We start from the raw sequence: 23,235 nt of genomic DNA, 5'->3' as shown, positions 1-23,235 counted from the left end.
ATGTCGGATACGCATTCCCAGACCGTCCCCTTCGTGCGCGAGACCATGATCCCGCAGGCCGAGCCCCCCGTGGGCAACCGCGGCGTGATCCTCTGGATGCGCGAGAACCTGTTCTCGGGCTGGTTCAACATCATCACCACGCTGATCTCGCTCTACGTGATCTGGTGGGCGCTGTCGCACACCATGCCTTGGGTCTTCCGGGGCATCTGGAACGCCTCGTCGCTCACCGAATGCCGGGCGATCCGCGACGCAACCCTGCCCGAGGGAACCTCGGCCGCCTGCTGGGCGGTGCTGACTGATCGCTGGCAGCAGCTGCTGTTCGGCTTCTACCCGCGTGAGCTCTACTGGCGGCCGGTGCTGTCGCTGGTTATCTTCCTCGTCGCCATCGCGCCGGTGCTGTTCCCGCGCGTGCCGCGCGGGGCGCTGCTCTTCACGGCGGTCTCGCCCTTCGTGATGTTCTGGCTGCTCTGGGGCGGTACGGCGTGGTTCCCGATCTCGATCGGCCTCGGCTTCGTGCTAGGTTGGGCGGCCTGGCGGGCGCTGGCGCCGATGGCGGGCACGCTCGTCGCCTCAATCGTCGCGGTGGCGTTGCCGATCGTCTACTGGCTCTACACCGCCGGCCCGCTGGCGCGGGAGCTGGAGCAGGTGATCCCGTTCCGGATGGAATACGTCTCGAGCCAGGATTTCGGCGGCTTCATGCTGTCCTTCATCATCGGCATCGCCGGGATCATCCTGTCGCTGCCGCTGGGTATCCTGCTGGCGCTGGGACGGCAGTCGGACCTGTTCATCATCAACAAGATCTCGGTCGGCTTCATCGAGATCATCCGCGGCGTGCCGCTGATCGTCTGGCTGTTCACCGCCTCCTTGCTGCTGAACTACTTCCTGCCGCCGGGCACCAATTTCGACCTGATGCTGCGGGTCATCATCATGGTGACGCTGTTCGCGGCGGCCTACATCGCCGAGGTGGTCCGTGGCGGCCTCGCGGCGCTGCCCAAGGGCCAGTACGAGGGCGCCGACAGCCTCGGCCTCTCCTACTGGCAGTCGATGCGGCTGATCATCCTGCCGCAGGCGCTCAAGATCTCGATCCCGGGCATCGTCAACACCTTCATCGGCCTGTTCAAGGACACGACGCTGGTGGTGTTCATCGGCCTGCTCGACCCGATCGGCCTGTCGAACGCGATCCGCGCCTCGACCGAGTGGAACGGCATCTACTGGGAGCTCTTCGTCTTCATCGGTCTGCTGTTCTTCATCTGCTGCTTCAGCATGTCCCGCTATTCGCTGTACCTGGAGAAAAAGCTCCAGCGCGGCCACAACTGAGGAGGTTGCCATGACGGACCTCGCCAACACCACCGCCGAACGCACCATCGATCGCAGCCACATGCAGGTCTCCGACGAGGTGGCGATCGAGATCTCGCAGATGAACAAGTGGTACGGCTCGTTCCACGTGCTGCGCGACATCGACCTCACCGTCTATCGCGGCGAGCGGATCGTGATCTGCGGGCCTTCGGGCTCGGGCAAGTCGACCCTGATCCGCTGCATCAACCGGCTCGAAGAGCACCAGTCGGGCAAGATCGTCGTCGACGGGATCGAGCTGACCTCGGATCTCAAGAACATCGACAAGATCCGCTCCGAGGTCGGGATGTGCTTCCAGCACTTCAACCTCTTCCCGCATCTGACCATCCTCGAGAACTGCACCCTCGCGCCGATCTGGGTCCGCAAGACGCCCAAGCGCGAGGCCGAGGAGATCGCGATGCATTTCCTGGAAAAGGTGAAGATCCCCGACCAAGCGCACAAGTACCCGGGCCAGCTCTCCGGCGGCCAGCAGCAGCGCGTGGCGATCGCCCGCTCGCTGTGCATGAAGCCGCGCATCATGCTCTTCGACGAGCCGACCTCGGCGCTCGACCCGGAGATGATCAAGGAAGTGCTCGACACCATGATCGAGCTCGCCGAGGAGGGGATGACCATGCTCTGCGTGACCCATGAGATGGGCTTCGCGCGGCAGGTCGCCAACCGGGTGATCTTCATGGACCAGGGCCAGATCGTCGAGCAGAACGAGCCGGAGGCCTTCTTCAAGGCGCCGAAATCCGACCGGACCAAGCTGTTCCTCAGCCAGATCCTCGGTCACTGAGCGACGAGACGGCTTCGACGACCGTCAAAGGGAAAGGGGGCCGCGACAGCGGCCCCCTTTCTCGTTTCACAGATCGGCGGGAATGGCGAAGGCCGCGACCCGGCCCCTGCGGATCGCGGACCAGTCATCGACGTCGAAGTTCAGCACGGTGACCGCGCAGGTCGGGTAGTCCTGAAATCGCGGATGCGCCGGGGCCGTCTCGGCCAGATCGGCGGCGAGCCGGCCGATGCCGGGGTTGTGGGCGATGATGGCGACGCGGCGCGCCGACTGCCTGCCCAGCGTCGCCAGCAGCTGCCGCGGCGGCGCGTTGTAGAGCATGGGCTCGTGCAGCACGCGCGGCGCCGCGGGCCATTCCGGCAGCATCAGCGCCAGCGTTTCGCGGGTGCGTGCGGCGTCCGAGCACAGCACCAGCTCGGGCACATGGCCGCCCTGCGCCAGCCATCCGGCCATGCGCGGCGCGTCCCGGCGTCCGCGAGGGGCGAGGGGGCGGGCATGGTCGGGCTGGCCGGGATCGGCCCAGTCCGACTTGGCGTGCCGGATCAGGATGAGCTCGAGGCTCATGCCTCGTTGCGCGGCTTCATCCGGCTTTCGCTCGAGCGGATGATGGAGCCGGCGCCGTGCTCGGTGAAGAGCTCCAGCAGCGAGGCGTTGGGCAGCCGCCCGTCGAGGATCACCACAGCGCGCACGCCCTGTTCCAGCGCCATCAGCGCCGTCTCGGTCTTGGGGATCATGCCGCCCGCAATGGTGCTGTCGGCGGTCATCTGGCGCACCTGCTCGGGCGAGAGCTGGGTGACGACCTCGCCGGAGGCGTCCTTGACGCCCGACACGTCGGTGAGCAGCAGCAGCCGGTCGGCCTTGAGGGCGCCGGCGATGGCGCCGGCGGCGGTGTCGCCATTGACGTTGAAGGTCTCGTTCGGGTCCATGCCGGTGGCCACCGGTGCCACGACGGGGATGATCCCGGCGGCGAACATGTCGCGCAGGACCTGCACGTTCATCTCCACGGGGCGGCCCACGAAGCCCAGCTCCGGATCGTCGGCCACGGCAACCATCAGGTCGTCATCCTTGCCGGAGAGACCGACGGCGCGGCCGCCCTCATCCATGATCGCCTGCACGATGCGCTTGTTCACGAGGCCGGTCAGCACCATCTCGACCACTTCGACCGTGGCCTGGTCGGTGACCCGCTTGCCGCGCACGAAGGAGGATTCGATGCCGAGCTTGGCCAGCATCTCGTTGATCATCGGGCCGCCGCCATGCACGACGACCGGGTTCACACCGACCTGCCGCATCAGCACGATGTCACGGGCGAACTCGGCCATGGCGTCGGCGTCGCCCATCGCGTTGCCGCCGAACTTCACCACCACGATCGCGCCGGAATAGCGCTGCAGGTAGGGCAGGGCCTCGGAGAGCGTCTTAGCGGTGGCGATCCAGTCTCGATCCATCTTCTGCGTCCTCATCAGAGGCCCCCGGTTCCTTGCGTCAGGACAGCCCCGCGATGATCGCACGGAGCGTTTCGATCCCATCCCCCTTCTCGGAGCTGGTCAAGACCAGTTCCGGATAGGCAGCGGGGTGGCGGGCCAGCGTTTCGCGGGTCACCGCGAGGCTGCGCTCCAGCTCGGTCTTGTTGACCTTGTCGATCTTGGTCATCACCGCCTGGAACGGCACCGCCGAGCGGTCGAGCAGGCTCATGATCTCTTCGTCGACCTTCTTGGCGCCATGGCGCGCGTCGATCAGCACGAAGGCGCGGCGCAGCGTCGGGCGGCCCGAGAGGTACTGCTTGAGCAGGCGCTGCCACTTCTCGACCACGGCCACGGGCGCGTTGGCAAAGCCGTAGCCCGGCAGGTCGACGACGTAATGGCTGTCGGCGGCGGTGAAGAAGTTGATCTCCTGGGTCCGGCCGGGCGTGTTGGACGCGCGCGCCAGCGCCTTGCGGCCCGTCAGCGCGTTGATCAGCGACGACTTGCCCACGTTGGAGCGGCCGGCGAAGCAGACCTCGGCCCGGTCGGCCGGGGGCAGGCCGGACATCGCCACCACGCCCTTGAGGAACTCTACCTCGCCCGCGAAGAGGAGACGCCCCGCCTCGGCCGCATCGGGCTCGGGCGGGGCAGCCTCCGGAAACACCATGCGGGGGCCGCTCACTTGCGCGGCTTTCCGTTGGCGTTGGCGGGCTTCGCCTCGGCGGTCTTGGGCTTGCGCTTGAAGCCGGACTTGATGTTGCCGAACACGTCCGGCTTGGCACCGTGGCTACGCATGATCGCGTATTGCTGGATGAAGGTGATGGTGTTGTTGGTGATCCAGTACAGCACCAGGCCGCTGGCGAAGTTGCCGAGCATGAACATGAACACCCAGGGCATCCAGGCGAAGACCATCTTCTGGGTCGGGTCGGCGGGGGCCGGGTTCAGCTTCTGCTGCAGCCACATCGAGATGCCCAGCAGGATCGGCAGGATGCCGAGCGAGATGATCGCGAGGAAGCTGGTCGGATCGGGGGCGTCGAAGGGCAGCAGGCCGAACAGGTTGAGGATCGAGGACGGGTCCGGCGCCGAGAGGTCGCGGATCCAGCCGAACCATTCGGCGTGACGCAGCTCGATGGTGACGAAGATCACCTTGTAGAGCGAGAAGAAGATCGGGATCTGAAGCAGGATCGGCAGGCAGCCCGAAGCCGGGTTCACCTTGTTCTCCTTGTAGAGCTTCATCATGCCCTGCTGCATCTTCTGACGGTCGTCGCCGGCCTGCTCCTTGAGCTTCTCCATCTCCGGCTGCAGCTCCTTCATCCGCGCCATCGAGACGTAGGAGCGGTAGGCCAGCGGGAACACGATCGCCTTGAGAATCACGGTCAGCGCCACGATCGCCCAGCCCATGTTGCCGATCACCCCGTTGAGGAAGTGCAGCAGCATGAAGATCGGCTTGGTCAGGAAGAAGAACCAGCCCCAGTCGATGCTGTCGACGAAGCCGTCGATGCCGCCCTCGTTCTGGTAGGAACGGATCGCCTCCCATTCCTTGGCGCCGGCGAAGAGCTGGGTGCCGGAGGTGGCAGTGGCGCCGGGCGCAACCTCGATCGCCGGCAGGACCGCGTCGGTCTGGTAGATCTCGGAGTTGTCGGAGTAGCGCACCACCGAGCGGAAGGGCGTGCCCGGCTCGGGGATCAGCGTCGTCATCCAGTACTTGTCGGTGAAGCCGGTCCAGCCATTGCCGGCGACCTCGGCCACGTCGACCCGGCCGGCGCCACGGGCGTCGGGCTCGAGATCGGGCATGTCGTCGTAGTCGATTTCCTCGAGCGTGCCGTCGCTCATCCGCACGACGCCCTCGTGCAGGATGAAGAAGCCTTGGGTGTCGGGCTCGCCATGCCGCGCCACGAAGCCATAGGGGGCGAGCGTGACAGCCGCGTCGGTGGTGTTCTCGACGGTCTGCTCGACGTCGAACATGAACTTGTTATCGACCGAGACGGTGCGGCGGAAGATCAGGCCCTCGCCGTTGTCCCAGGACAGGGTGACGGGGTTCTCGGGGGTCAGCGTCTCGCCGCTCTCGAGCGTCCAGACGGTGTCCGGGCCGGGTAGGGGGCCGGCGGCGGCGCCAACCGGGGCCCAGCCCCAGACGGCGTAATAGGGCGTGTCGGTGCCCACGGGCGAGAGCAGCCGCACCAGCGGGCTCTGCGGGTCGAGCGTCTCGTTGTAGTCGACCAGCGACAGGTCATCGATTCGACCGCCGCGCAGCGACAGCGAACCGGCCAGCTCCGGCGTTTCGATGGTGACGCGCGGCGCCTCCTGCGCCACCGGGGCGGCCTGTTCGAGGGCGCTGCCGGGGACGGCGTCGCTCGCGGTGCCGGGGCCGAGATTCTCGGTCGGTGCGGTCGACACCTCGTCGATCTCGGGCGAGGGCGCCTGCTCCTCGGGCGGGAAGATCAGGAACCAGCCCAGGATCACCACTAGGCTGAGCACCGTCGCCAGGATCAGGTTCTTGTTCTGATCGTCCATGAAACACCGCCCTCGATCGCCGGAAAAGGTCAGTGGCGGTTCAACAGGGCGAGGGTCGGAAGGTCAAGCTCTTTCGCCTTGGGTGGCGGGGCGGTCGGCGAGCGTATCGCCTGTCGGAACAGGGGTTGCAACGGTCCCGGATCAGATCGCGCGACGCGACGAAAGCGGGGCGGGTTTGGCCTGCGCAGCGCGGATCCAGGCTTCGGTCTCGGCCCGTGGCATCGGCCGGGCGACGCCGAAGCCCTGGGCATGGCTGCAGCCGAGCATGCGCAGCGCGTCGCGCTCGCCGCGGGTCTCGACCCCTTCGGCCAGGGTTTCGAGGCCGAGCCGTTCGGCCATGGTGAGGATCGCCGCGACCATCTTGCGCTGTTCCGGATCGCAGTCGAGCCTTGAGACGAAGGAGCGGTCGATCTTGAGCCGCTGGATCGAGAAGCGGCGGATCGAGGTGATTGCGGCGTGGCCGGTGCCGAAATCGTCGAGGTCGAGGCGGCAGCCGAGGCGCGACAGTCCCGAAAGGTTGCGCACCACCACGTCCTCCAGCCGGTGCGCCACCACGGTCTCGAGCACCTCGATCACCAAGCGGTCCGGCTGCAGGTCAAAGCGGTCCAGCTCCCACGCGAGGCGGTCGACCAGCCGGGGGTCGGCCAGCTCGACCTGGGAGAAGTTGACGCCGACCTGCGGCACCTTGAGTCCGGCGGCGTCCCACAGGCGCAGGGCGTTGAGCCCGTCCTGGACCATCACCTCGCCCAGCCGGCTCATCAGCCCGGCCTGCTCGGCCACGGGCAGGAACTCGGCCGGGGGAATCAGCCCGCGATCGGGGTGATGCCAGCGCGCCAGCGCCTCCATGCCGCTGATGCCGCCATCGCCAAGCGAGATCTGCGGCTGGAAATGGGCACAGATATCGCCCCGGTCGAGCGCCCCGGCAATCTCGTCCGACAGACCGTTGCGGACGCTGATCCGGTGGCGCATCGCCTCGGAATAGCTGCGGATCGAGGCGGTGCCGCCGCGCTGCGCCTCGATCAGGGCCAGCGTCGCGGCCTGCAATAGCTCGGCACCGCCCGGCTGCTCCAGCCGCTGTGCCAGCGCAAAGCCGATCGAGATGCTGGCATGGACCTGTCCGCCCTCGATCTCGATCGGGTCGGCAACCGCCTGCTGCAGGCGCTGCCCGAGCTGGATCGCGGATTCGAGGTCGAAACGGCGGCTCGAGGAGAGCGCTATGCCGAAGCTGGGTCCGTCGAGGCGGGCCAAGCCGTCATCGCTGCGCAGGCCATCCTGCAACCGGTCGCCGATCCGGCGCAGCACCCGCTCGACCGCCGGGCGGCCATGCCGCTGCTCGAGATGCTTGAAGCCGTCGATCTCGACCGCCATGGCGGCGACCGCGCGGCGTGCCGTTTCGGGTGCGCGCAACATGCGGTCGAGGCGGCGGATCAGCGCGGCGCGATCCTCGAGCCCGGTGAGCGAATCGCGGCGGATGTCGTGTTTCAGGATCGGCCGCCCGAGCGCCGTCGCCACGCTGAGCGGCAAGGCCGCCACGACGAGGGCGGTGCCCAATCCCTCACCGGCCACCAGCGCGCCGAGCAGCAAGAGCGGCGCCAGCGCCAGCCCGAGCACCCGGGCGAGCCGGTCGATTCCCGCCCGATCGGGGCGGCGCCTCTGCCGGGCAAACTCGAGAACCAAACCGCGCATCGCTGCATCCATCCTGCGGGGGGCCGGGCATCGAGGCACCGGCCTGACAGGGGCGCAGGCTAGAAAAGCGGTCTGAGCGCGGTGTTAACGGGCGTCGGGCAAATCGTTCGAATTGCCCTCATCCGGCGCGACGGGCGGTGCCAGCCCGGCAAAGTCGAACAGCGCCGGGTCGAGCATGTGGCTCGGCCGGACCTGACTCAGCGCGGTGAACATCTTCTGGCGACGCCCCGGCGACCGGCTTTCCCATTCGTCGAGCATCCGCTTGATCTGCTGGCGCTGCAGCCCGTCTTGGCTGCCGCACAGATCGCAGGGAATGATCGGGTAGTTCATCGCGCTCGCGAATTTCTCGCAATCGGCCTCGGCGACGTGGGCCAGCGGCCGGTAGAGGAGCAGGTCGCCCTCGTCATTGAGCAACTTGGGCGGCATGGTCGCGATCTTGCCGCCGTGGAACAGGTTGAGAAAGAAGGTCTCGAGCATGTCGTCGCGGTGATGGCCCAGCACCACGGCCGAGCAACCCTCCTCGCGCGCGACGCGGTAGAGATTGGCGCGGCGCAGCCGCGAGCAGAGCGCGCACATGGTGCGCCCCTGCGGGACCTTGTCCATGACGATGGAATAGGTGTCCTGATACTCGATCCGGTGCGGCACGCCCATCCGCTCGAGAAACTCGGGCAGCACGGTTGCCGGAAAGCCCGGCTGGCCCTGGTCGAGGTTGCAGGCGAGGATTTCCACCGGCAGCAGCCCGCGCCATTGCAGCTCGGTCAGCGCGGCGAGCAGCGTGTAGCTGTCTTTGCCGCCCGAGAGGCAGACCAGCCAGCGCGCGCCGCGCTCGACCATGCCGTATTTCTCGATCGCCTCGCGGGTGTCGCGGATGATCCGCTTGCGCAGCTTGCGGAACTCCGTCGTCTTGGGCGCGCCGGCGAAGAGCGGGTGGATGTCGTCGTGGCTGTCGTCCTGGGCGTCGTCGAGCATGATCGGGGCTCCTGTGGATCGGCGGCGATATGCCATGGGGCCGCCTGCGAGGAAAGGGCGCCGAGGCGCGAGGGGCGGGGCATTTTCCGCTGATGGCGGGGTGCCCTATGTCGAGGGCCGTCAGGACCGATGACCCACGACGCGGCTGCGGAATCGTCAGTTTCTGGCGGCGATCAGTCCGGCACGTTGTCGATACCGCTGCCGCCCCAGGGGTGGCAGCGCGCAAGTCGCCGGAGTGTCAGCCAGCCGCCCCTGAGCCCGCCATGCCGCTCCAGCGCTTCGAGCGCATAGGCCGAGCAGGTGGGGTGGAAGCGGCAACCATGGCCGACCATCGGCGAGAAGGTGAGCCGGTAGGCGCGCACAGGCAGGGCGATGAGCCGCGCCAGCGGCGTCATGCCTGGGCGTGGACGCGGCCCAGCGCCCATTCGAGGTCGCGGCACATCTGCTCGAAATCATGGCTTGCCGTGACCTCGGCCCGGCCGATCAGCACGTAATCCCAGCCGGGACGACCCTTCTCCGGCAGGACCCGGCGCGCAACTTCGCGCAGTCGGCGCTTGGCCCGGTTGCGGGCCACGGCGTTGCCGACCTTCTTGGAGCAGGTGAAGCCCACGCGTGTCGGCCCCGCACCGTCGCCGCGCGGGTTGGCCTGCAGATGAAAGCCGGTCGTGCCCTGCCGCAGCGCGCGCGCGGCGCGCAGGAAGTCGGGGCGCTTGCGGATCTTGTCGACACCAACGCCAAAAGACCCCGGCGCGGCGGCATCGCTGCCGACCACGGGGGTCTTCTGCTCCGTCACCACTTGGGTGATCAGGCGCTCAGCACCTTGCGGCCCTGCGCGCGGCGGGCGTTGATGATCTTCCGGCCGGCCTTGGTGGCCATGCGGGCGCGGAAGCCGTGACGCGACTTGCGCACACGGTTCGAGGGTTGGAACGTGCGTTTCATTGCGCTTTCTCCGTCTCAAGGGGCCGCGCCGTCCGCCGTCCATGCCGGATTCGGGGCCTGCCATCATTCGAAGCCCGTGCCATAGAGACGCGGCGGGGATCTGTCAACGCGGGGCGGCGCAAAACCCGCGTCCCGCCTCGGTCGCGCTGGAGATGTTACAACTCCTCCTTCTGAATCAACAGCCCGCGAGGGGGCTGGGCGCGGCTGACGCACGGTGCAACTCTCTTGCAGCCGCCAAGAGGATGAGAGCATGACCGTCAAGCCAGCCACGAGTACCGAGGCTCCGAAAAGCGAAGCCCGACAAGGATGGGCCCGATACGCGCCGATCGCCCTGATCGCGATCGTGGCGCTGGGCGGGGCGTTCCTGCTGCGCGACGTGCTCAGCTTCGAAACCTTGCGCGACAACCGCGACGCGCTCATCGCCTGGCGCGATTCCAACTATCCGCTCGCGGCGATGGTCTTCGTCGGCCTCTATGTGGTGATCGTCGCCTTCTCGCTGCCCGGCGCCACCGTGGCGACGCTGACCGGCGGGTTCCTGTTCGGCACGTTTCCGGGCGTGTTCTACAACGTGCTCGGGGCCACCACCGGCGCGGTGCTGATCTTTCTTGCCGCACGGGCGGGACTCGGTCAGCGGCTGTCACGGGGCATGGATACCTCCGAGGGGCGGCTGAAGAAGATCAGGGACGGGATTCAGGAGAATCAGTGGTCGATGCTGTTCCTGCTGCGGCTGCTGCCGGTGGTGCCGTTCTTCATGGCCAACCTGCTGCCGGCGCTGGTCGGCGTGCGGCTCGTGCCGTTTCTCGTCACCACGCTGCTCGGCATCGCGCCCGGCGCGCTCGTCTTCACCTCCGTGGGCGCGGGTCTGGGTGCGGTATTTGCCGCCGGCGAGACCCCCGATCTCGGCATCATCTTCGAGCCGCAGGTATTGCTGCCGCTGCTGGGCCTCGCCGCCCTGTCGGCATTGCCGCTCGTCATCAAGGCCGTGACCGGCCGAAAGGGCCTTGCATGAAACGAATCGACTGCGACCTCTGCGTCATCGGCGCGGGATCCGGAGGGCTGTCCGTTGCCGCGGGCGCAGCGCAGATGGGCGCGCGGGTGGTGCTGGTCGAGCGCGCCGAGATGGGCGGTGACTGTCTCAACAGCGGCTGCGTTCCTTCCAAGGCGATGCTGGCCGCGGCCAAGCAGGCCCACGCGATGACGGTGGGGGCGGAGATGGGCATCACGCCTGCGACGCCCGAGATCGATTTCGCGGCGGTGAAGGACCACGTCGCGCGCACCATCGCCACCATCGCCCCGGTCGACTCGCAGGAGCGGTACGAGGGGTTCGGCGTCACGGTGATCCGCGAGCATGCGCGTTTCACGTCGCCCGACGAGGTGCAGGCGGGTGACACCGCGATCCGGGCGCGTCGTTTCGTGCTGGCCACCGGATCACGGCCCTTGGTGCCGCCGATCGACGGGATTGCGGACACCCCCTACCTGACCAACGAGTCGATCTTCGATCTGCGCGAGCGGCCCGAGCACCTGCTGATCATCGGCGGCGGGCCGATCGGTATCGAGATGGCCCAGGCGCATCGTCGGCTCGGCTGCGAGGTCACCGTGATCGAGGGTGCGAAGGCGCTGGGCAAGGATGACCCGGAACTGGCGGGCCGGCTTCTGGCCATGCTGCGCGACGAAGGTATCCGCATCGAGGAAGAGGCCAAGGTCACCGCCGTTTCTGGCCGCCCCGGCGCAATCCGGGTCGACACCGAGAAGGGCGTCTTCGAGGGCAGCCACCTGCTGCTCGCGGTGGGCCGCGAGGTCGTGACCGAGGGGCTCGGCCTCGACGTGGCACACGTGAAACATGGACCGAAGGGGATCGCCGTCGGGGAGGGGCTGCGCTCCGAGACGAATCGCAAGGTCTACGCGGTGGGCGATGCGGCGGGCGGGCTGATGTTCACCCATGTCGCCGGCTACCACGCGGGCGTCGTCATCCGTGCCCTGCTGTTCGGCCTGCCCGCCAAGGCCAAGACGGCGCATATCCCATGGGCCACCTATACCGATCCCGGTCTCGCGCAGGTCGGGCTGACCGAGGCAGAGGCCCGCGACCGCCATGGCGACGCGCTCGAGGTGATCCGGCAGAGCTATGAAGAGAACGACCGCGCGATCGCCGAGCGGCGCACCGAAGGCATGCTCAAGCTGATGGTAATGAAGGGGCGTCCGGTGGGGGCGACGATACTCGGCGAACGGGCCGACGACCTGATCGGTACCTGGGCCATCGCCATCGCCAGCGGCCAGAAGCTGTCGAAGATCGCGGGGGCGGTGCTGCCCTATCCAAGCTTCGGAGAAATCAACAAACGCGCGGCAGGCAACTATTTCAGCCCCCGCCTGTTTGATAACGAATGGGTGAAGATGGCCGTCCGGGCCGTGCAACGCTGGGTGCCCTGAAGGCTCCCGACCGCCCGGTGGCACGAATAGGGACCTGATGCTCAATACCCTCTCCGGTCGTTTCCTGATTCTGACCACGGTTTTCGTGATGTTGGCCGAGGTGCTGATCTTCGTGCCCTCGGTCGCGCGATTCCGGCAGGATTATCTCCAGCTGCGACTGGAGAGGGCGCAGATCGCCTCGCTTGCGCTTCTCGCCTCTGACAGCCTCGATGCCGAGCTGGAGGCCGAGCTGTTGGAGAATGCCGGCGTCTACAACGTCGTGCTGAGGCGCGACGAGGTGCGCCAGCTCGCGCTGTCTTCGCCGATTCCCGAGCCGATCCATGCCACCTACGACCTGCGCGACGGCTCGCCGCTCGAACTGATCCGCGACGCGCTGGGCACGCTTGTCGATCCGCAGGAACGGATCATCCGGGTGATCGGCGACCCGGTGCAGCAGGGCGGCCTGCTGATCGAGGTGACGATGGATCAGGGCCCGCTGAGGGCCGAGATGATCGATTACGGGCTGCGGATCCTCCTCCTGTCGGCGGTGATCTCGGTGGTGACGGCGGCGCTGCTCTTCGCGGCCGTGCAGGCCTTCCTGGTGCGGCCGATCAAGCGGGTGGTGGCGCAGATCCGCTCCTATGCCGACGCGCCCGAGGATGCGCGCCGCATCATCGCGCCGCGCGCCAAGCTTCTCGAACTGCGCGAGGCCGAAACCGCGCTGCAGGCGATGGAAACCCAGCTCACCAGCGCGCTGCGCCAGAAGGACCGGCTGGCGCAGCTTGGCTCGGGCGTGGCCAAGGTGAGCCACGACCTGCGCAACATCCTCACCTCGGCGCAACTCTTCGCCGACCGGCTCGACAGCTCGGAGGATCCGCTGGTCAAGCGGATGGCACCCAAGCTGGTGGGTTCGATCAGCCGGGCGGTGAATCTCTGCGAATCGACGCTGGCCTTTGGACGCGCCGAAGAGCCGCCGCCGCAGCTCGCCCGGCTGCCGCTGGCGGCGCTGGTCGCCGAGGTGCTGGAAGCCGAGCGGCTGGCGGCGGGCGAGGATGCATCGGTGGAGTTCGAGGAGCGTATCCCGCCGGGACTCGTGCTGCGCGCCGATGCCGAACAGCTGTACCGGGTGCTGTCGAATCTGGTGCGCAACGCACGCCAGGCAATCGCGGCGACGGGGCGGGCGGGGCGCGTCACCGTATCGGCCCGCGAGGACGAGGAGGCCTGGTGGATCAGCATCGCCGATACCGGTCCGGGCCTGCCGCCCAAGGCACGCGAGCACCTGTTCCGGGCCTTTCGGGGCGGCGTCGCCAAGGGGGGCTCGGGGCTCGGTCTCGCCATCGCGGCCGAGCTGGTACGTGGCCATGGTGGTCGTCTCGACCTGCTGCGCTCGGATGAGAAGGGGACCGAGTTCGCGATCATGCTGCCCCGCAGCGCGCCTCATCCCGTCACGCGGTAAGCTTGCCGTGACGGCAGGACGATTTGCGGCCGATGCCTGCGGTTTTTTACGAAAAGGCCCTTGCGCCTGTCAGCCACGAGCGATAGATCGGCCTCACTCTACAGCGGACTGGTAGCTCAGTTGGATAGAGTACTTGACTACGAATCAAGGGGTCGGGGGTTCGAATCCTCCCCAGTCCGCCACTTCCTCCCATCGAGATCCGGTATGACCGCGTGTTCTGAACAGAACACGCGCGGTTTGGCCGTTTGATCCAATTTGTCCGACCTGCGCAGATTCAGCAGGGTGGACCCTCGAATTCCGAAAAAGGCGAGATAGGTCAACGGCAGACGAGGATTCAACCGGGAGGACCCCGATGGCCGATGACAGGGAAGAGCGGATCCGGCAGCGTGCCTATGATCTGTGGCAGCGCGAAGGAGCGCCTGAGGGGCGCGACCAGGATCACTGGCACGAAGCGGTGGCACAGATCGATGCCGAGATGGCCGAAGGCAACGAGGTCGCGCCCGGTACGGCCGCGGCGGCGGGGCTCGCGGGACGCGGCGACGATCTGCCGCTGAACGCCGACGGACTCGATGAGATGGATGTCGAGCAGGCACGCGGTGCCGTGGGCGATGGCCCCGGCGAAGAGATCGCCGACACCACCCCGGCCACCGGCACCCGCCGCAAGGCCGCCGCCAAGAAGACCGAGCCCGGCGCCGCGCCCAAGCGTGGCCGACCGAAGAAGGCCGCGAGCATCGATGATCCCGCCAAGGCGGGTGCCAAGACCGGTGGCAACACCAAGGCGGCCGGCGAAAAGAAGGTAAGCCGTCGCGCGGTCCGCAGCGGACCGGAGAAAACCGCCGCGGACTATGCCAAGGGCGCACTGCGGGACGACTGAGAAATTTAGCCGAAATGGAAAAGGGCCGCGCTCCGAAGAGCGCGGCCCTTTCCTGTTTCTTGCGGCATGATCGTGGTCAGGGCGCGAGTTCTTCGGCCTCGCGCGCCTCTTCCTCAGTGATGCCGAGCCGATTGCGCAGCAGCGTCAGATAGGCCCGGTTGGCCTCGGTCTCCGAATCCACCGCCGCGCGCGAGGCGAGGTAGAATTCGACCGCCGTGTCGTGGTCGTTCACCTGCGCGAGCAGCGTGTCGAGCGGCTTGGGGTTCTCGATCTCGGTGGCCATCAGGCGCCGCTCGTCGGCGCTGGCCTCGGCTTCGTCGAGCTGGCCCGAGATACGGTGCCGCTCATCCATCGTCAGATTGCCGTCGGCATGGGCGGCGGCGATCATCGCGCGGATCAGCAACAGCGCGCGATCGTCGCTCATCTCCTCGGCGGCCTGCTTATGCGCCGGGTCCGGGGTTTCGGAGGAGACCCGTGCCTCGCCGCCCAGCGCCTCGGAAATCTGATCGAAGATGCCGCCCAAGCCGCTGCTTGATTTGGTGGACGAGGCGGCATGTGCGGTCGAACCGCTCGCGCGTTGGCGCGACTGGTGGTCGCGATAGGCCTGATAGGCCATGTAGCCGAGCGCCGCGACGCCGGCCTTGCCGCGCAGGCCGCGCCCACCGAGCCCGCCCAGAAGCGCCGCGTTGCCGAGGCCGCCGCGGCGCCGGCCGCGACCGGCCATGCGCGAGGCGAGCATGACACCGAGAATGCGTTTGAGGCTCATGGGACATCCTTTCCGCCTGTGGAACGCTGGGACAACGACCCGGTGCCGCGCTTCGTTCCTGCCTCGGCGCGTATCGCGCTCTTGACCGGGCGGGGGGGCGACGCAGCTTCGGAAGGGCAGACGACGCTCCCGGAGAGACCCCGCGTGAAGATCGCCCTCATGACCCATATCCGCCACCCGGTGCGCCCGCCCTTCATGGGTGGCATGGAGGCGCATGGCTGGCATCTGGCGCGCGAACTGGCCGCACGCGGTCACGAGGTGACGCTGATGGCGGCGGGCGACAGCGCGCCGCCGCCGGGCGTGACGCTGCACCCGGTGGTCGAGACGCATTACGACACGGTCTATCCCTGGCACGACTACCACGGAACCGACATTCTCAACGACCATCTCGACCGTGCCTTCGTTAAGGCCTGCGCGGCGCTGACGGCGGCAGATTTCGACGTGGTGCACAACAACACGCTGCACCGCTTCCCGCCGCGCCTGTCGCGGGCGCGGCGCATCCCGATGGTTTCCTCGATGCACGTGCCGCCCTTTGCCGCGCTCAGACGCGCGATGAATGACAGTCTCGCGCCCTGGCACCTCGCTACGACCTGCTCGGCGCGTCAGCTGACCCGGTGGTGGGACGAGATCCCGGCCATGGCGCGGGTGGTGCCCAATGGCATCGCTCTGGCCGACTGGCCGTTCTCGGCACAAGGCGACGGATCGGCGGTCTGGGCGGGGCGCATCACGCCGACCAAGGGGCCGCATCTGGCGGCGCAGGCGGCCCGGATCGCCGGGGTGCCGCTGACGATCTACGGGGTGATCGAACATCGCGACTACTTCGAGAGCGAGGTCAGGCCGCATCTGGGGGGCGACATCCGCCATGGCGGGCATCTCTCGGGAGAGGCGCTCGCAGAGGCTTTCGGTCGCGCCTCGGCGCTGTTGTTCACGCCGCTCTGGGACGAGCCCTTCGGCCTCGCCGCGATCGAGGCGATGGCCTGCGGGCTGCCGGTGGCGGCGGTGGAGATGGGTGCGGTGCGCGAGGTGGTGGGCGATTGCGGCGCCTACGCGTCCGCCGATGATGCGCCAGCCTTGGCGGCAGCACTGCTGCGGGCGATGACATTGTCGCGGCGGGCGGCGCGGGCGCGGGTCGAGGAGCGCTTTTCGATCGAGGCGATGGTCGACGGCTACGAGGCGCTCTACGCCGAGGCAAGCGCGGCGCGCGGGGCCAATTGGCCCGACATCGCCTATGCGCCGCACGAACTGTCGACGGCCTCGGCGGATATGCCCGCCGGGGCCTGAGCTTCACTCGGCGGCGACCGGTCCGGCGCTGGCCCTGGCCCGGCGCCGCTCGATCTCGCGGATCACCTCGGCCGAATTGCAATAGGGGCGGTGGCTCTGATGCCGGGTCAGTGCCAGATCGGCCGCCGAAGGGGCGCGCAGGATACGGATGTTGTCTTCCTCCTGTGCGATCAGCCCCATCAGCTCGAAGGCATGCAGCCAATGCCCCATGGTGCGATGCCCCCATTTGGCGCGGAACAGCTCGGCATTGCGGATCACGCTCTCCAGATGATGCACAGGCGGCATGTGATGCGGGTGGTACTGGTGATAGGCGCGCGCGCCCTTGGCCCAGCCCAGCGCGATCCCAGCCTCGTCCAGAACCCGTCCGAAATCGGTATCCTCGCCGCCATAGCCGTGGAAGCGCTCATCGAAGCCGCCCGCGCGTTCGAAATCGGAACGGCGCAGCGCGAAGTTCAGCGACCAGAAACAGCGGTAGTCGTTGCAGGGTCGGATGCCCTCGGGCGGCGGCCCCTGGCGATCGGAATGACGCTCGGCCACCGCCTCGAAATCGGGGTAGTCCCAGCCCTCGCGGTTGACCCCGTCGGGCAGGTACATGACCTCACCCATGACCAAGCCGTCGAAAGCGGCAAGGTGGCGGCGGTAATCGGCGACGAAATCCGGTCCGGGGATGCAGTCGACGTCGAGGAACAGCAACTCGTCGCCCTTCGCCTCGCGGGCTGCGAGGTTGCGCGCCTGCGCCAGCGGCAGGTCGCCGCTGACCAGTTCCACCTGCCGCACCGGGAAAGGCGCCTCGGGCAGATCATAGGGGGTCTCCTGCATGCGCACGATCACCAGCTCGGAAGGAAGCTCGGTCTGCCGGGCAAGGCCGCGCACGAGGTTGGCGAGATGCGCATCGCGGCCACGCGCGATGGTGAGGACGGAGGCGGTCATCGGGTACTCCAGGATTTCAGGGTCATTCAGCCACAAGGGCGAGGTGGCCAGCGGGCGCGCCCTCCCAGGCGCGTGCGATGAGGTCTTCGAGCCAGTCCGCGGCATGGCGGGCGGCATCCGGGTCGATCAGCGCTCGCATCCGAGCCGCATCATGGCTCTCGAGCGCCGTCTGCGCCGCCGCGCGCCATCCATGCGCCGAAGTGGGCAGATGCGGCACGGCATGCGCGATCCCGGCCCGCGACAGAGCGCGGGCCTTCTCGTGCTGCTCGTCGAAATAGCGCCATTCGGGCACGGCGATCCAAGGCACGCCCGCGGCCATGATCTGATGGCAGGTGGTGTTTCCGGTCGAGGCCACGACGAGATCGGCGGCGGCGATCCGGTCGGCGGCATCCTCGACCCAGCCATGATGGGTCAGGTTGCCCGGCTCGGTCGCGTGCCAGTCCCGCTCCACATGGCCGATCGTGTGCCATTGCCAGTCCGACAACGCTCGCGCGGCCACGCCGATCGGCGCCTGTGCGAAGCCCGAGCCGCCGCCGCCCGACACGACGAGGGCGATCCGGGCCTCAGGGGGCAGACCGAGCCGGGCACGCGCGGCGGCGCGGTCCGGCATCGGCGCGATGCCGAGGCCGCCGGCGAAATGGATCTTGTCCCGCATCCAGCCCGGCCAGCCGGGTTGGGCCAGATCGCGATGGAACGGCGCCAGCAATCCGAGCGCGCCGCGATAGGCCGCGACATGGCCGGGGTCGCTGCGGTCGCCATGCTGGAGCACCTTCACATGCGGCACCGAGCAGATCCGTGACAGCTGGGCGATCTCGGCCGAGACGTCGCAGATCATCAGCGCGGGATCGGCTTCGCGGAACCAATGGGCGATGGTGCCCATCGCCTCGCGAATGCCGGGCCAGCCGACCGGCGCGCAATGCAGCGTGTCGGGCGTGTCGAGATCAGCAAGACCCTGCGCCTCCACGCCGCTCGCCTCGAAAAGCGAGGGGATGGTGACGATGCGGGCGTGATCGGGAAGCGCCGGAAAGATGTCGTCGCGGGCGCAAAAGATCATCAGTTCGCGCGTGGGGGGCAGGGCATGGGCCAAGGCCGCGCAGCGCTCGGCATGGCCGCGCCCCTGGTGGTGGACGAAGTAGCCCAGCGGCCTCATTCCGCGGCCACTCGCAAGGCGGGCGCCTCCCTGACCTCGTGCAGACCCGCCCAGGCGAGGCCGTCCATCAGCCCGGCGGCGTGAAAGTGGCGACTGCGATAGAGGCCGGGGCGGCGTGGCAGCCGGGCGAGATCCGCATCGGCATTGCCGACCACGATGGCCCGGCCGGCGGCGCGCAGCATGCATTCGTCGTTGCCGGAATCGCCCGCCGCCACGCAGTGGTCGAGCGTCAGCCCATATGCGCGCGCCAGATGCCCGACCGCGGCGCCCTTGCCCGAGCGTATCGGCACCACATCGATCAGCCGCCCATGAGAGGCGATGACCCGTGCGGCCAGCCCGGCCATGTCGAGCCGGTTGCGGATGCGCTGGGCCTGCCGGGCATCGCCGTAATAGCTGAGCTTCCAGGGGCGCTGCTCGATCGCTTCCTGGGGGCGGATCGAGGGGTTGTCGAGCAGGGCGTGGATCTCCGCGCGCCGCCAGTCGGCCTCGATCTCTGCGGCCCAATCGGGATCGAAGCGCAGCTGCCCGGCCGCGTCGCGGCGGTAGATCTCGGTGCCGACCGACGTGATGAAGGCGTCTGGCTCATCGATTTCCCATTCGGCGAGGATGCGTCGCGCCTCGGTGATGCTGCGTCCGGTGGCCACGGCGAAGAGCGCATGACCGCCCGCGCGCCAAGCGGCAAATTCCTCCAACGCGGACCGGTCGCCGGTCAGGGTGTTGTCGATGTCGGAAGCGAGGATGCGCGACGGTGCCGCAAGGCGGCGCGGCGCGGCCAGCCGGGCGACGAGTGCCGCGACCCGCGCGGCCCATGCGCTCCAGGAATAGCTCGTCTCATATGCCCGTGCCGCGTTTCGGGCCCGGGCATGCAGCGTCTCATCGGTCATCAGCCGCGCCAGTGCCGCGCCAAAGGCTTCGGGGTCGGTCGGCTCGGCGGTGAGCCCGTGCCCGACCCGCGCCACGATGTCGGAGGGGCCGCCATGGCAGGTCGCCACGACCGGCAGCCCCGCCGCCGCCGCCTCGAGCAGAGTCAGCCCGAAGGGTTCGGTCAGCGCCGGATTGGCAAAGACGCCGCGCCGCTCGGCCGCGAGACGGTAGATGCCGCCCAGCGTCCCGGTGTCGTGCTCCTCGGGCAAAGCGACGCGGCCCTGGAGACCATGGGCCTCAATCGCCCGTTTGATCCCCGCGATCACCCGGCGCTGCTCTTCGCTGCCCTGCCGTCCGGGGCCACGGAGCCCAGCAAGGATGACGAGGTTGGCACGCTCCGCCAGTCCCGGCGCGGCGGCGAAGGCGGCGACCAGCCCGGCGAGGTTCTTCTTCTCGACGGGGCGGGCCACCGCGAGGACGAAAGGCCGCTCCGGCGCGTCGAGCCATGGCGCGATCAGGGCCCGCGCCGCATCGGTGTCGGCACGGGCGGGCAGGGTGGCGCCCGGGGCAATGCAGTGGATGCGGGCCGGGTCGGCCCCCTCATAGGCCGCGACTTGGCGCTCGGCCTCGTCGCGGGACGAGACCACGGTGGCGCAGGCCCCGGCAATGGCACGGGTCTCGGCGGCGATCCGGCGGGCCAGCTCTTGCGACCGCCCGGTCATGGCCCGCGCCTTGTCGAGCGCCAGCGAATGCGGCGTGTAGATCACCGGAATGCCGAAGCGATCGCGGGCAGCCAGCGCGACATGGGCGGCATCGGCGAAATGCGCGTGGATCGCGTCGGGCTTGCGGGGGAGGGTGGCGAGATGTTCGAGGAAGGCGGCGGTAAAGGCCGGGATCTGGGCCTCGAGTGCCTCCTTGCTCAGATAGTCAGGGCAGCCGTCGTCGATCCGCAGGATCTCGGATTTCGGGCCAAGCGGCTCGCGGGGCTGGGCGTGGATGGCGCCAAGGTCGGGCCGGTCGAAGCGACGGGTGGCGATCTCGATCCGGTCGATGTCGGATCGTTCTTCAAGCGCCCGGCTGGCGGCGAGGACATAGGCGATGTGACCTCCGGTGTCGTCGGTCAGGCCATAGGGGATCGGCGGCGCCTTGAGGCAGCCGCCGAGCGCGATCTGCATCACGAACATCGGAGGACTTTCGAACTGGGAGTGTCGTCTTTGGCCCCCTAATGTCCCGTCCTCCCCCCCGGTTCCCTCTCTGTTTCGCGAGCGGCCCGTGCGTGTCCCGCGATCCTCGCGCCCTAGATGTCGGACCGACATCCCGCTGGACCCCAGAAAATCATGCCTCATCGTTATCTCTTCATCGGCGGGCTGCACCGCTCGGGGACCTCTCTCGCGGCGCGGATCGCCGGAAGCATCGAGGGGATCGGTACGATTTCGCACGCGCCCGTTCCCGAGAATGAGGGGGTGTATCTGCAGGGCGCGATCCCGCATGACGCGATGGCGGGCATGCCCGGCGCCTTCGCCTTTGATCCCGAGCAGCATCTGATCGAAGGGGGGCGTTTCGACCGGCTGGACATCCGCGAGCGGATCGAGGCGGATTGGGCGCCGTGGTTTCCCGACACCCCGTGGCGGGTCGAGAAATCCCCGGTGAACCTGCTGCGGATGCGGCTCTACCAGCAGCTCTTCCCTCTATCGCAGTTCGTGATCGTGGTGCGGCACCCGCTGGCGGTGGCACGCGCGACCGCGAAATGGAGCGACCGGGGCGAGGCGGAACTGGTGGCGCATTGGGCGCGGGCCTACCGCCTCGCGCTCGAGGATGCGCGGCGGCTGCATGCGCGGCTGATCCTGCGCTACGAGGATCTCGTGACGACGCCTGAGGCGGCGCGCTTGGCGCTCGCGGCGTTTTGCGACCGGCCCGCGCCCGCCGCGCCGATGGAGCCGGTGCGCGACGGCAATGCCGACTACGATCTGCACACGAACCTGCCTCGCAACGCCGAGGTGGAGGAGGCGATGGGCGCGTTTGGCTACAGCCCGGACGGGCGGGTCGATCCGCTGCCGCAGGTTGCGGTGACGCATCCGCTCCGCGCGGTGCGCGAGGCCGTCTCCCGTCACTGGCCCCCGCGCGGCTGAGGAATTTTCGCCGCGTTCCGGAACCCCGGCCGCCTTGCTCCGGTTGCTCCTTGGCGACAAGAATATGGCGCCATGGGTGCCACGAGGGGAGATTGCCTGACATGACCGATACCGCCGAACCCGCGAAGCGGCCGAACGGCTCGCGCAACTACTGGATCGCGATTGCCGCCGCGGTGATCGGCTGGCTCTTGGTGCTGTGGTTGCTGATCGCGCGCGCATCGGTCGGCGGCGATCTCGAGGAGGCGCGCCTCCGCCTCGTCGACCTCGAGGATCAGGTCGCCATCCAGACCGAGACCATGGGCAGCATCGAGGCGCTGCGCGCCGAGTTGGACGGTCTCAGGGTCGAAGAGCAGGAGCTCGAGAACCGGCGCGCCACCATCGAGGCCGATATCGCCCCCGCCGAGGCTCGGCTGCAGGAGCTGTCCGGCGAGATCGCGGATGCCGAGGCCGATCTGGCTCAGGCGCAGGCCCAGACCCAGGCGCTCGAGGAGCGGCTGGCCCCGCTGCGGACCGAGCTCGACAATTTCGAGAGCCGCCGCGCCGAGGCCGCCGAGGCTGCCGAAGTCGCCACGGCCGAACTGCGCGAGGTGAGCCAGCGGCTCGAGCAGGCGCGTGCCGAAGAAGCCGAGCTGCGTCAGCTGATCGCCACGCTGAGTCAGGAGGCCGCCACCCTGACCGAACAGGTCTCGCAGGCCGAAACCGATCTGAGCGCGCTGCGCGAAGAGACCACCGCTCTTGAGCAACGCGCCAACGAGGCTGAAGCCCGCGTCGCCGAGCTGACCGAGCGCCGCGACGGGCTCGAGACCGAAGTGTCTCGTCTCACCGAAGATCGGCAGTCGCTCTCGCAGGAGGTCGAAGCCGCGCGCGAGCAGCGGCAGCTGCTCCAGCAGGAAGTGGCGGACCTGGCGCAGAACCTGGCCCGCCGGGCCGAGGAACTGGCGCGTGTCGAAGCCCGGATCGCCGGCACCTCTGCGACCGCGATCCGCCCGCAAATCACGGATCTGCCCGAGGAGCCGCAGGAGGACGCGGCTTCGGCCGAAGAGACCGTGAACGAAGAGTCGGTGTCCGAAGGGTCGGAGGCGCGGCCGCAGGTGACCGACCTGCCCGAAGAAACGCAGGAGGCGCCGGTCGAGCCGCAAGCGGCTGACGCGGAAATCGCCCCGCTGGATGAGGGTGAGGCCGTTGAGGCCGAAGCGGATGCTCCGCGCCCGCAAATCACCGATCTGCCGCAGGAAGCGGATGCCGCGCCGGTGGCCGAGGAGGCCGCTCCCGTCGAAGCCGCTGCCGCAGCGCCTGCCGAGCAGTCGGCAAACGAGGTGGCGTCGTCCGATCAGCCCGCGGGTCCCGCCGCGAGTCCGTCGATGGTCGACGAGGTGGCCGAGGCCGGCGCGCCGGTGCAGTCGATCGAGCCGGGGCTCTACACGCTTGGCCCGATCGCGGTGAAGTTCTCCGAGGATGGCCGCTTCAGCATGGCAGGCAGCGACCGGCTGGGCCGGGTCAACGGCCGCTATACCGTTGCCGATGGCGTGCTGACCCTTGACGAAGTGCAAGGTGACACCGGATCGGCGATCTTCCCGATGCGCTGCCAGATCCATTCCAGCGGCGCCGACATCGCGATTGCCGACAGCGACGGCTCCTGCGCGCTGTTCGAAGGCCGGGCCTTCACGGCGGCGCAGTGATGCGAGACACCGT

Annotated in this window: 22 protein-coding genes and 1 tRNA gene; 10 read left to right on the top strand and 13 right to left on the bottom strand. The window is 68.4% G+C overall.

Going from position 1 to position 23,235, the window contains the following annotated elements:
* Both FHS00_RS03160 and FHS00_RS03155 read left to right on the top strand, forming a co-directional pair.
* Positions 1-1,317, top strand: a complete 1,317-nt coding sequence (locus FHS00_RS03160; RefSeq protein WP_183469837.1) for an amino acid ABC transporter permease — start codon at positions 1-3, stop codon at positions 1,315-1,317.
* Positions 1,318-1,327: 10 nt separating this feature from the next.
* Positions 1,328-2,128 (top strand): amino acid ABC transporter ATP-binding protein, encoded by an 801-nt coding sequence (locus FHS00_RS03155; RefSeq protein WP_281372258.1) that lies wholly within the window; start codon positions 1,328-1,330, stop codon positions 2,126-2,128.
* A gap of 66 nt (positions 2,129-2,194) precedes the next feature.
* On the opposite strand, the gene FHS00_RS03150 is transcribed toward FHS00_RS03155, so the two are convergent.
* The 9 genes from FHS00_RS03150 to rpmH all read right to left on the bottom strand — a co-directional run bounded on the left by FHS00_RS03150 (position 2,195) and on the right by rpmH (position 9,690).
* Entirely contained in the window at positions 2,195-2,689 is a 495-nt protein-coding gene (locus tag FHS00_RS03150; protein WP_183469835.1) for a SixA phosphatase family protein, read from the bottom strand.
* Positions 2,686-3,582, bottom strand: coding sequence for an acetylglutamate kinase (gene argB, locus FHS00_RS03145; RefSeq protein ID WP_183469833.1), 897 nt, complete (start codon positions 3,580-3,582; stop codon positions 2,686-2,688). The genes FHS00_RS03150 and argB overlap by 4 nt, the downstream gene beginning before the upstream one ends.
* A gap of 22 nt (positions 3,583-3,604) precedes the next feature.
* Positions 3,605-4,249, bottom strand: coding sequence for a ribosome biogenesis GTP-binding protein YihA/YsxC (gene yihA / locus FHS00_RS03140; RefSeq protein WP_183470665.1), 645 nt, complete (start codon positions 4,247-4,249; stop codon positions 3,605-3,607).
* A gap of 11 nt (positions 4,250-4,260) precedes the next feature.
* Complete coding sequence (gene yidC, locus FHS00_RS03135; RefSeq protein WP_183469831.1) at positions 4,261-6,096, bottom strand: membrane protein insertase YidC; 1,836 nt, start codon at positions 6,094-6,096, stop codon at positions 4,261-4,263.
* Between the two features lie 141 nt (positions 6,097-6,237).
* Positions 6,238-7,782 carry a putative bifunctional diguanylate cyclase/phosphodiesterase gene (locus tag FHS00_RS03130; protein WP_183469829.1) on the bottom strand — a complete coding sequence of 515 codons (1,545 nt, stop codon included), beginning with the start codon at positions 7,780-7,782 and terminating at the stop codon, positions 6,238-6,240.
* A gap of 84 nt (positions 7,783-7,866) precedes the next feature.
* On the bottom strand, positions 7,867-8,751 hold the full coding sequence (gene ttcA / locus FHS00_RS03125) for a tRNA 2-thiocytidine(32) synthetase TtcA (protein ID WP_183469827.1): 885 nt from the start codon (positions 8,749-8,751) through the stop codon (positions 7,867-7,869).
* Positions 8,752-8,924: 173 nt separating this feature from the next.
* A complete protein-coding gene (yidD, locus tag FHS00_RS03120; RefSeq protein WP_183469825.1) occupies positions 8,925-9,146 on the bottom strand; it encodes a membrane protein insertion efficiency factor YidD in 222 nt (73 codons plus the stop codon).
* Complete coding sequence (gene rnpA / locus FHS00_RS03115) at positions 9,143-9,544, bottom strand: ribonuclease P protein component (RefSeq protein WP_425486024.1); 402 nt, start codon at positions 9,542-9,544, stop codon at positions 9,143-9,145. Before rnpA ends, yidD begins: the two co-directional genes overlap by 4 nt.
* 11 nt (positions 9,545-9,555) lie before the next feature.
* Complete coding sequence (gene rpmH, locus FHS00_RS03110; RefSeq protein ID WP_017928060.1) at positions 9,556-9,690, bottom strand: 50S ribosomal protein L34; 135 nt, start codon at positions 9,688-9,690, stop codon at positions 9,556-9,558.
* 250 nt (positions 9,691-9,940) lie between these two features.
* On the opposite strand from rpmH, the gene FHS00_RS03105 reads away from it, so the two are divergent.
* The 5 genes from FHS00_RS03105 (at position 9,941) to FHS00_RS17570 (ending at position 14,423) form a co-directional block, all read left to right on the top strand.
* Complete coding sequence (locus FHS00_RS03105; protein WP_183469823.1) at positions 9,941-10,699, top strand: TVP38/TMEM64 family protein; 759 nt, start codon at positions 9,941-9,943, stop codon at positions 10,697-10,699.
* Positions 10,696-12,114, top strand: coding sequence for a dihydrolipoyl dehydrogenase family protein (locus tag FHS00_RS03100; protein ID WP_183469821.1), 1,419 nt, complete (start codon positions 10,696-10,698; stop codon positions 12,112-12,114). The genes FHS00_RS03105 and FHS00_RS03100 overlap by 4 nt, the downstream gene beginning before the upstream one ends.
* 37 nt (positions 12,115-12,151) lie before the next feature.
* Positions 12,152-13,549, top strand: coding sequence for a sensor histidine kinase (locus FHS00_RS03095; protein ID WP_183469819.1), 1,398 nt, complete (start codon positions 12,152-12,154; stop codon positions 13,547-13,549).
* 105 nt (positions 13,550-13,654) lie between these two features.
* Positions 13,655-13,731, top strand: a tRNA-Arg gene (locus tag FHS00_RS03090).
* Between the two features lie 170 nt (positions 13,732-13,901).
* Positions 13,902-14,423, top strand: a complete 522-nt coding sequence (locus FHS00_RS17570; protein WP_221188702.1) for a DUF2934 domain-containing protein — start codon at positions 13,902-13,904, stop codon at positions 14,421-14,423.
* Positions 14,424-14,499: 76 nt separating this feature from the next.
* Here the strand turns inward: FHS00_RS17570 and FHS00_RS03080 are convergent, their stop codons facing one another.
* Positions 14,500-15,189, bottom strand: coding sequence for a tellurite resistance TerB family protein (locus FHS00_RS03080; RefSeq protein WP_183469817.1), 690 nt, complete (start codon positions 15,187-15,189; stop codon positions 14,500-14,502).
* Between the two features lie 144 nt (positions 15,190-15,333).
* Between FHS00_RS03080 and FHS00_RS03075 the strand changes: the two genes are divergently transcribed.
* On the top strand, positions 15,334-16,470 hold the full coding sequence (locus FHS00_RS03075; RefSeq protein WP_183469815.1) for a glycosyltransferase: 1,137 nt from the start codon (positions 15,334-15,336) through the stop codon (positions 16,468-16,470).
* Between the two features lie 3 nt (positions 16,471-16,473).
* On the opposite strand, the gene FHS00_RS03070 is transcribed toward FHS00_RS03075, so the two are convergent.
* Genes FHS00_RS03070 through FHS00_RS03060 form a run of 3 tightly spaced genes read right to left on the bottom strand, consistent with a single transcriptional unit; the run spans position 16,474 to position 20,598 of the window.
* The gene (locus FHS00_RS03070) at positions 16,474-17,400 is read right to left on the bottom strand and encodes a galactosyltransferase-related protein (protein ID WP_183469813.1); all 927 of its coding nucleotides are present in this window, start codon (positions 17,398-17,400) and stop codon (positions 16,474-16,476) included.
* Positions 17,401-17,422: 22 nt separating this feature from the next.
* Positions 17,423-18,550 carry a glycosyltransferase gene (locus FHS00_RS03065; protein WP_183469811.1) on the bottom strand — a complete coding sequence of 376 codons (1,128 nt, stop codon included), beginning with the start codon at positions 18,548-18,550 and terminating at the stop codon, positions 17,423-17,425.
* On the bottom strand, positions 18,547-20,598 hold the full coding sequence (locus FHS00_RS03060; RefSeq protein ID WP_183469809.1) for an HAD-IIB family hydrolase: 2,052 nt from the start codon (positions 20,596-20,598) through the stop codon (positions 18,547-18,549). Before FHS00_RS03060 ends, FHS00_RS03065 begins: the two co-directional genes overlap by 4 nt.
* 153 nt (positions 20,599-20,751) lie before the next feature.
* On the opposite strand from FHS00_RS03060, the gene FHS00_RS03055 reads away from it, so the two are divergent.
* Both FHS00_RS03055 and FHS00_RS03050 read left to right on the top strand, forming a co-directional pair.
* A complete protein-coding gene (locus FHS00_RS03055) occupies positions 20,752-21,543 on the top strand; it encodes a sulfotransferase family protein (protein ID WP_246391021.1) in 792 nt (263 codons plus the stop codon).
* A 101-nt stretch (positions 21,544-21,644) separates the two neighbouring features.
* Positions 21,645-23,222 (top strand): coiled-coil domain-containing protein, encoded by a 1,578-nt coding sequence (locus FHS00_RS03050; protein ID WP_183469807.1) that lies wholly within the window; start codon positions 21,645-21,647, stop codon positions 23,220-23,222.
* The last annotated feature ends 13 nt before the right edge of the window (positions 23,223-23,235 follow it).

The organism is Limimaricola variabilis, assembly GCF_014195545.1.
Taxonomy (GTDB): Bacteria; Pseudomonadota; Alphaproteobacteria; order Rhodobacterales; family Rhodobacteraceae; genus Limimaricola; species Limimaricola variabilis.
Note: the sequence above shows the minus strand (reverse complement) of the source record. Positions and strands in the feature narration are given on the sequence as shown.

Bases quoted from the DNA above. Each gene is read 5' to 3' on its own strand.
- FHS00_RS03160 (WP_183469837.1), top strand. From the start codon at position 1: ATGTCGGATACGCATTCCCAGACCGTCCCCTTCGTGCGCGAGACCATG.
- FHS00_RS03155 (WP_281372258.1), top strand. From the start codon at position 1,328: ATGACGGACCTCGCCAACACCACCGCCGAACGCACCATCGATCGCAGC.
- FHS00_RS03150 (WP_183469835.1), bottom strand. From the start codon at position 2,689: ATGAGCCTCGAGCTCATCCTGATCCGGCACGCCAAGTCGGACTGGGCC.
- argB (WP_183469833.1), bottom strand. From the start codon at position 3,582: ATGAGGACGCAGAAGATGGATCGAGACTGGATCGCCACCGCTAAGACG.
- yihA (WP_183470665.1), bottom strand. From the start codon at position 4,249: ATGGTGTTTCCGGAGGCTGCCCCGCCCGAGCCCGATGCGGCCGAGGCG.
- yidC (WP_183469831.1), bottom strand. From the start codon at position 6,096: ATGGACGATCAGAACAAGAACCTGATCCTGGCGACGGTGCTCAGCCTA.
- FHS00_RS03130 (WP_183469829.1), bottom strand. From the start codon at position 7,782: ATGCGCGGTTTGGTTCTCGAGTTTGCCCGGCAGAGGCGCCGCCCCGAT.
- ttcA (WP_183469827.1), bottom strand. From the start codon at position 8,751: ATGCTCGACGACGCCCAGGACGACAGCCACGACGACATCCACCCGCTC.
- yidD (WP_183469825.1), bottom strand. From the start codon at position 9,146: ATGACGCCGCTGGCGCGGCTCATCGCCCTGCCTGTGCGCGCCTACCGG.
- rpmH (WP_017928060.1), bottom strand. From the start codon at position 9,690: ATGAAACGCACGTTCCAACCCTCGAACCGTGTGCGCAAGTCGCGTCAC.
- FHS00_RS03105 (WP_183469823.1), top strand. From the start codon at position 9,941: ATGACCGTCAAGCCAGCCACGAGTACCGAGGCTCCGAAAAGCGAAGCC.
- FHS00_RS03100 (WP_183469821.1), top strand. From the start codon at position 10,696: ATGAAACGAATCGACTGCGACCTCTGCGTCATCGGCGCGGGATCCGGA.
- FHS00_RS03095 (WP_183469819.1), top strand. From the start codon at position 12,152: ATGCTCAATACCCTCTCCGGTCGTTTCCTGATTCTGACCACGGTTTTC.
- FHS00_RS17570 (WP_221188702.1), top strand. From the start codon at position 13,902: ATGGCCGATGACAGGGAAGAGCGGATCCGGCAGCGTGCCTATGATCTG.
- FHS00_RS03080 (WP_183469817.1), bottom strand. From the start codon at position 15,189: ATGAGCCTCAAACGCATTCTCGGTGTCATGCTCGCCTCGCGCATGGCC.
- FHS00_RS03070 (WP_183469813.1), bottom strand. From the start codon at position 17,400: ATGACCGCCTCCGTCCTCACCATCGCGCGTGGCCGCGATGCGCATCTC.
- FHS00_RS03065 (WP_183469811.1), bottom strand. From the start codon at position 18,550: ATGAGGCCGCTGGGCTACTTCGTCCACCACCAGGGGCGCGGCCATGCC.
- FHS00_RS03060 (WP_183469809.1), bottom strand. From the start codon at position 20,598: ATGTTCGTGATGCAGATCGCGCTCGGCGGCTGCCTCAAGGCGCCGCCG.
- FHS00_RS03055 (WP_246391021.1), top strand. From the start codon at position 20,752: ATGCCTCATCGTTATCTCTTCATCGGCGGGCTGCACCGCTCGGGGACC.
- FHS00_RS03050 (WP_183469807.1), top strand. From the start codon at position 21,645: ATGACCGATACCGCCGAACCCGCGAAGCGGCCGAACGGCTCGCGCAAC.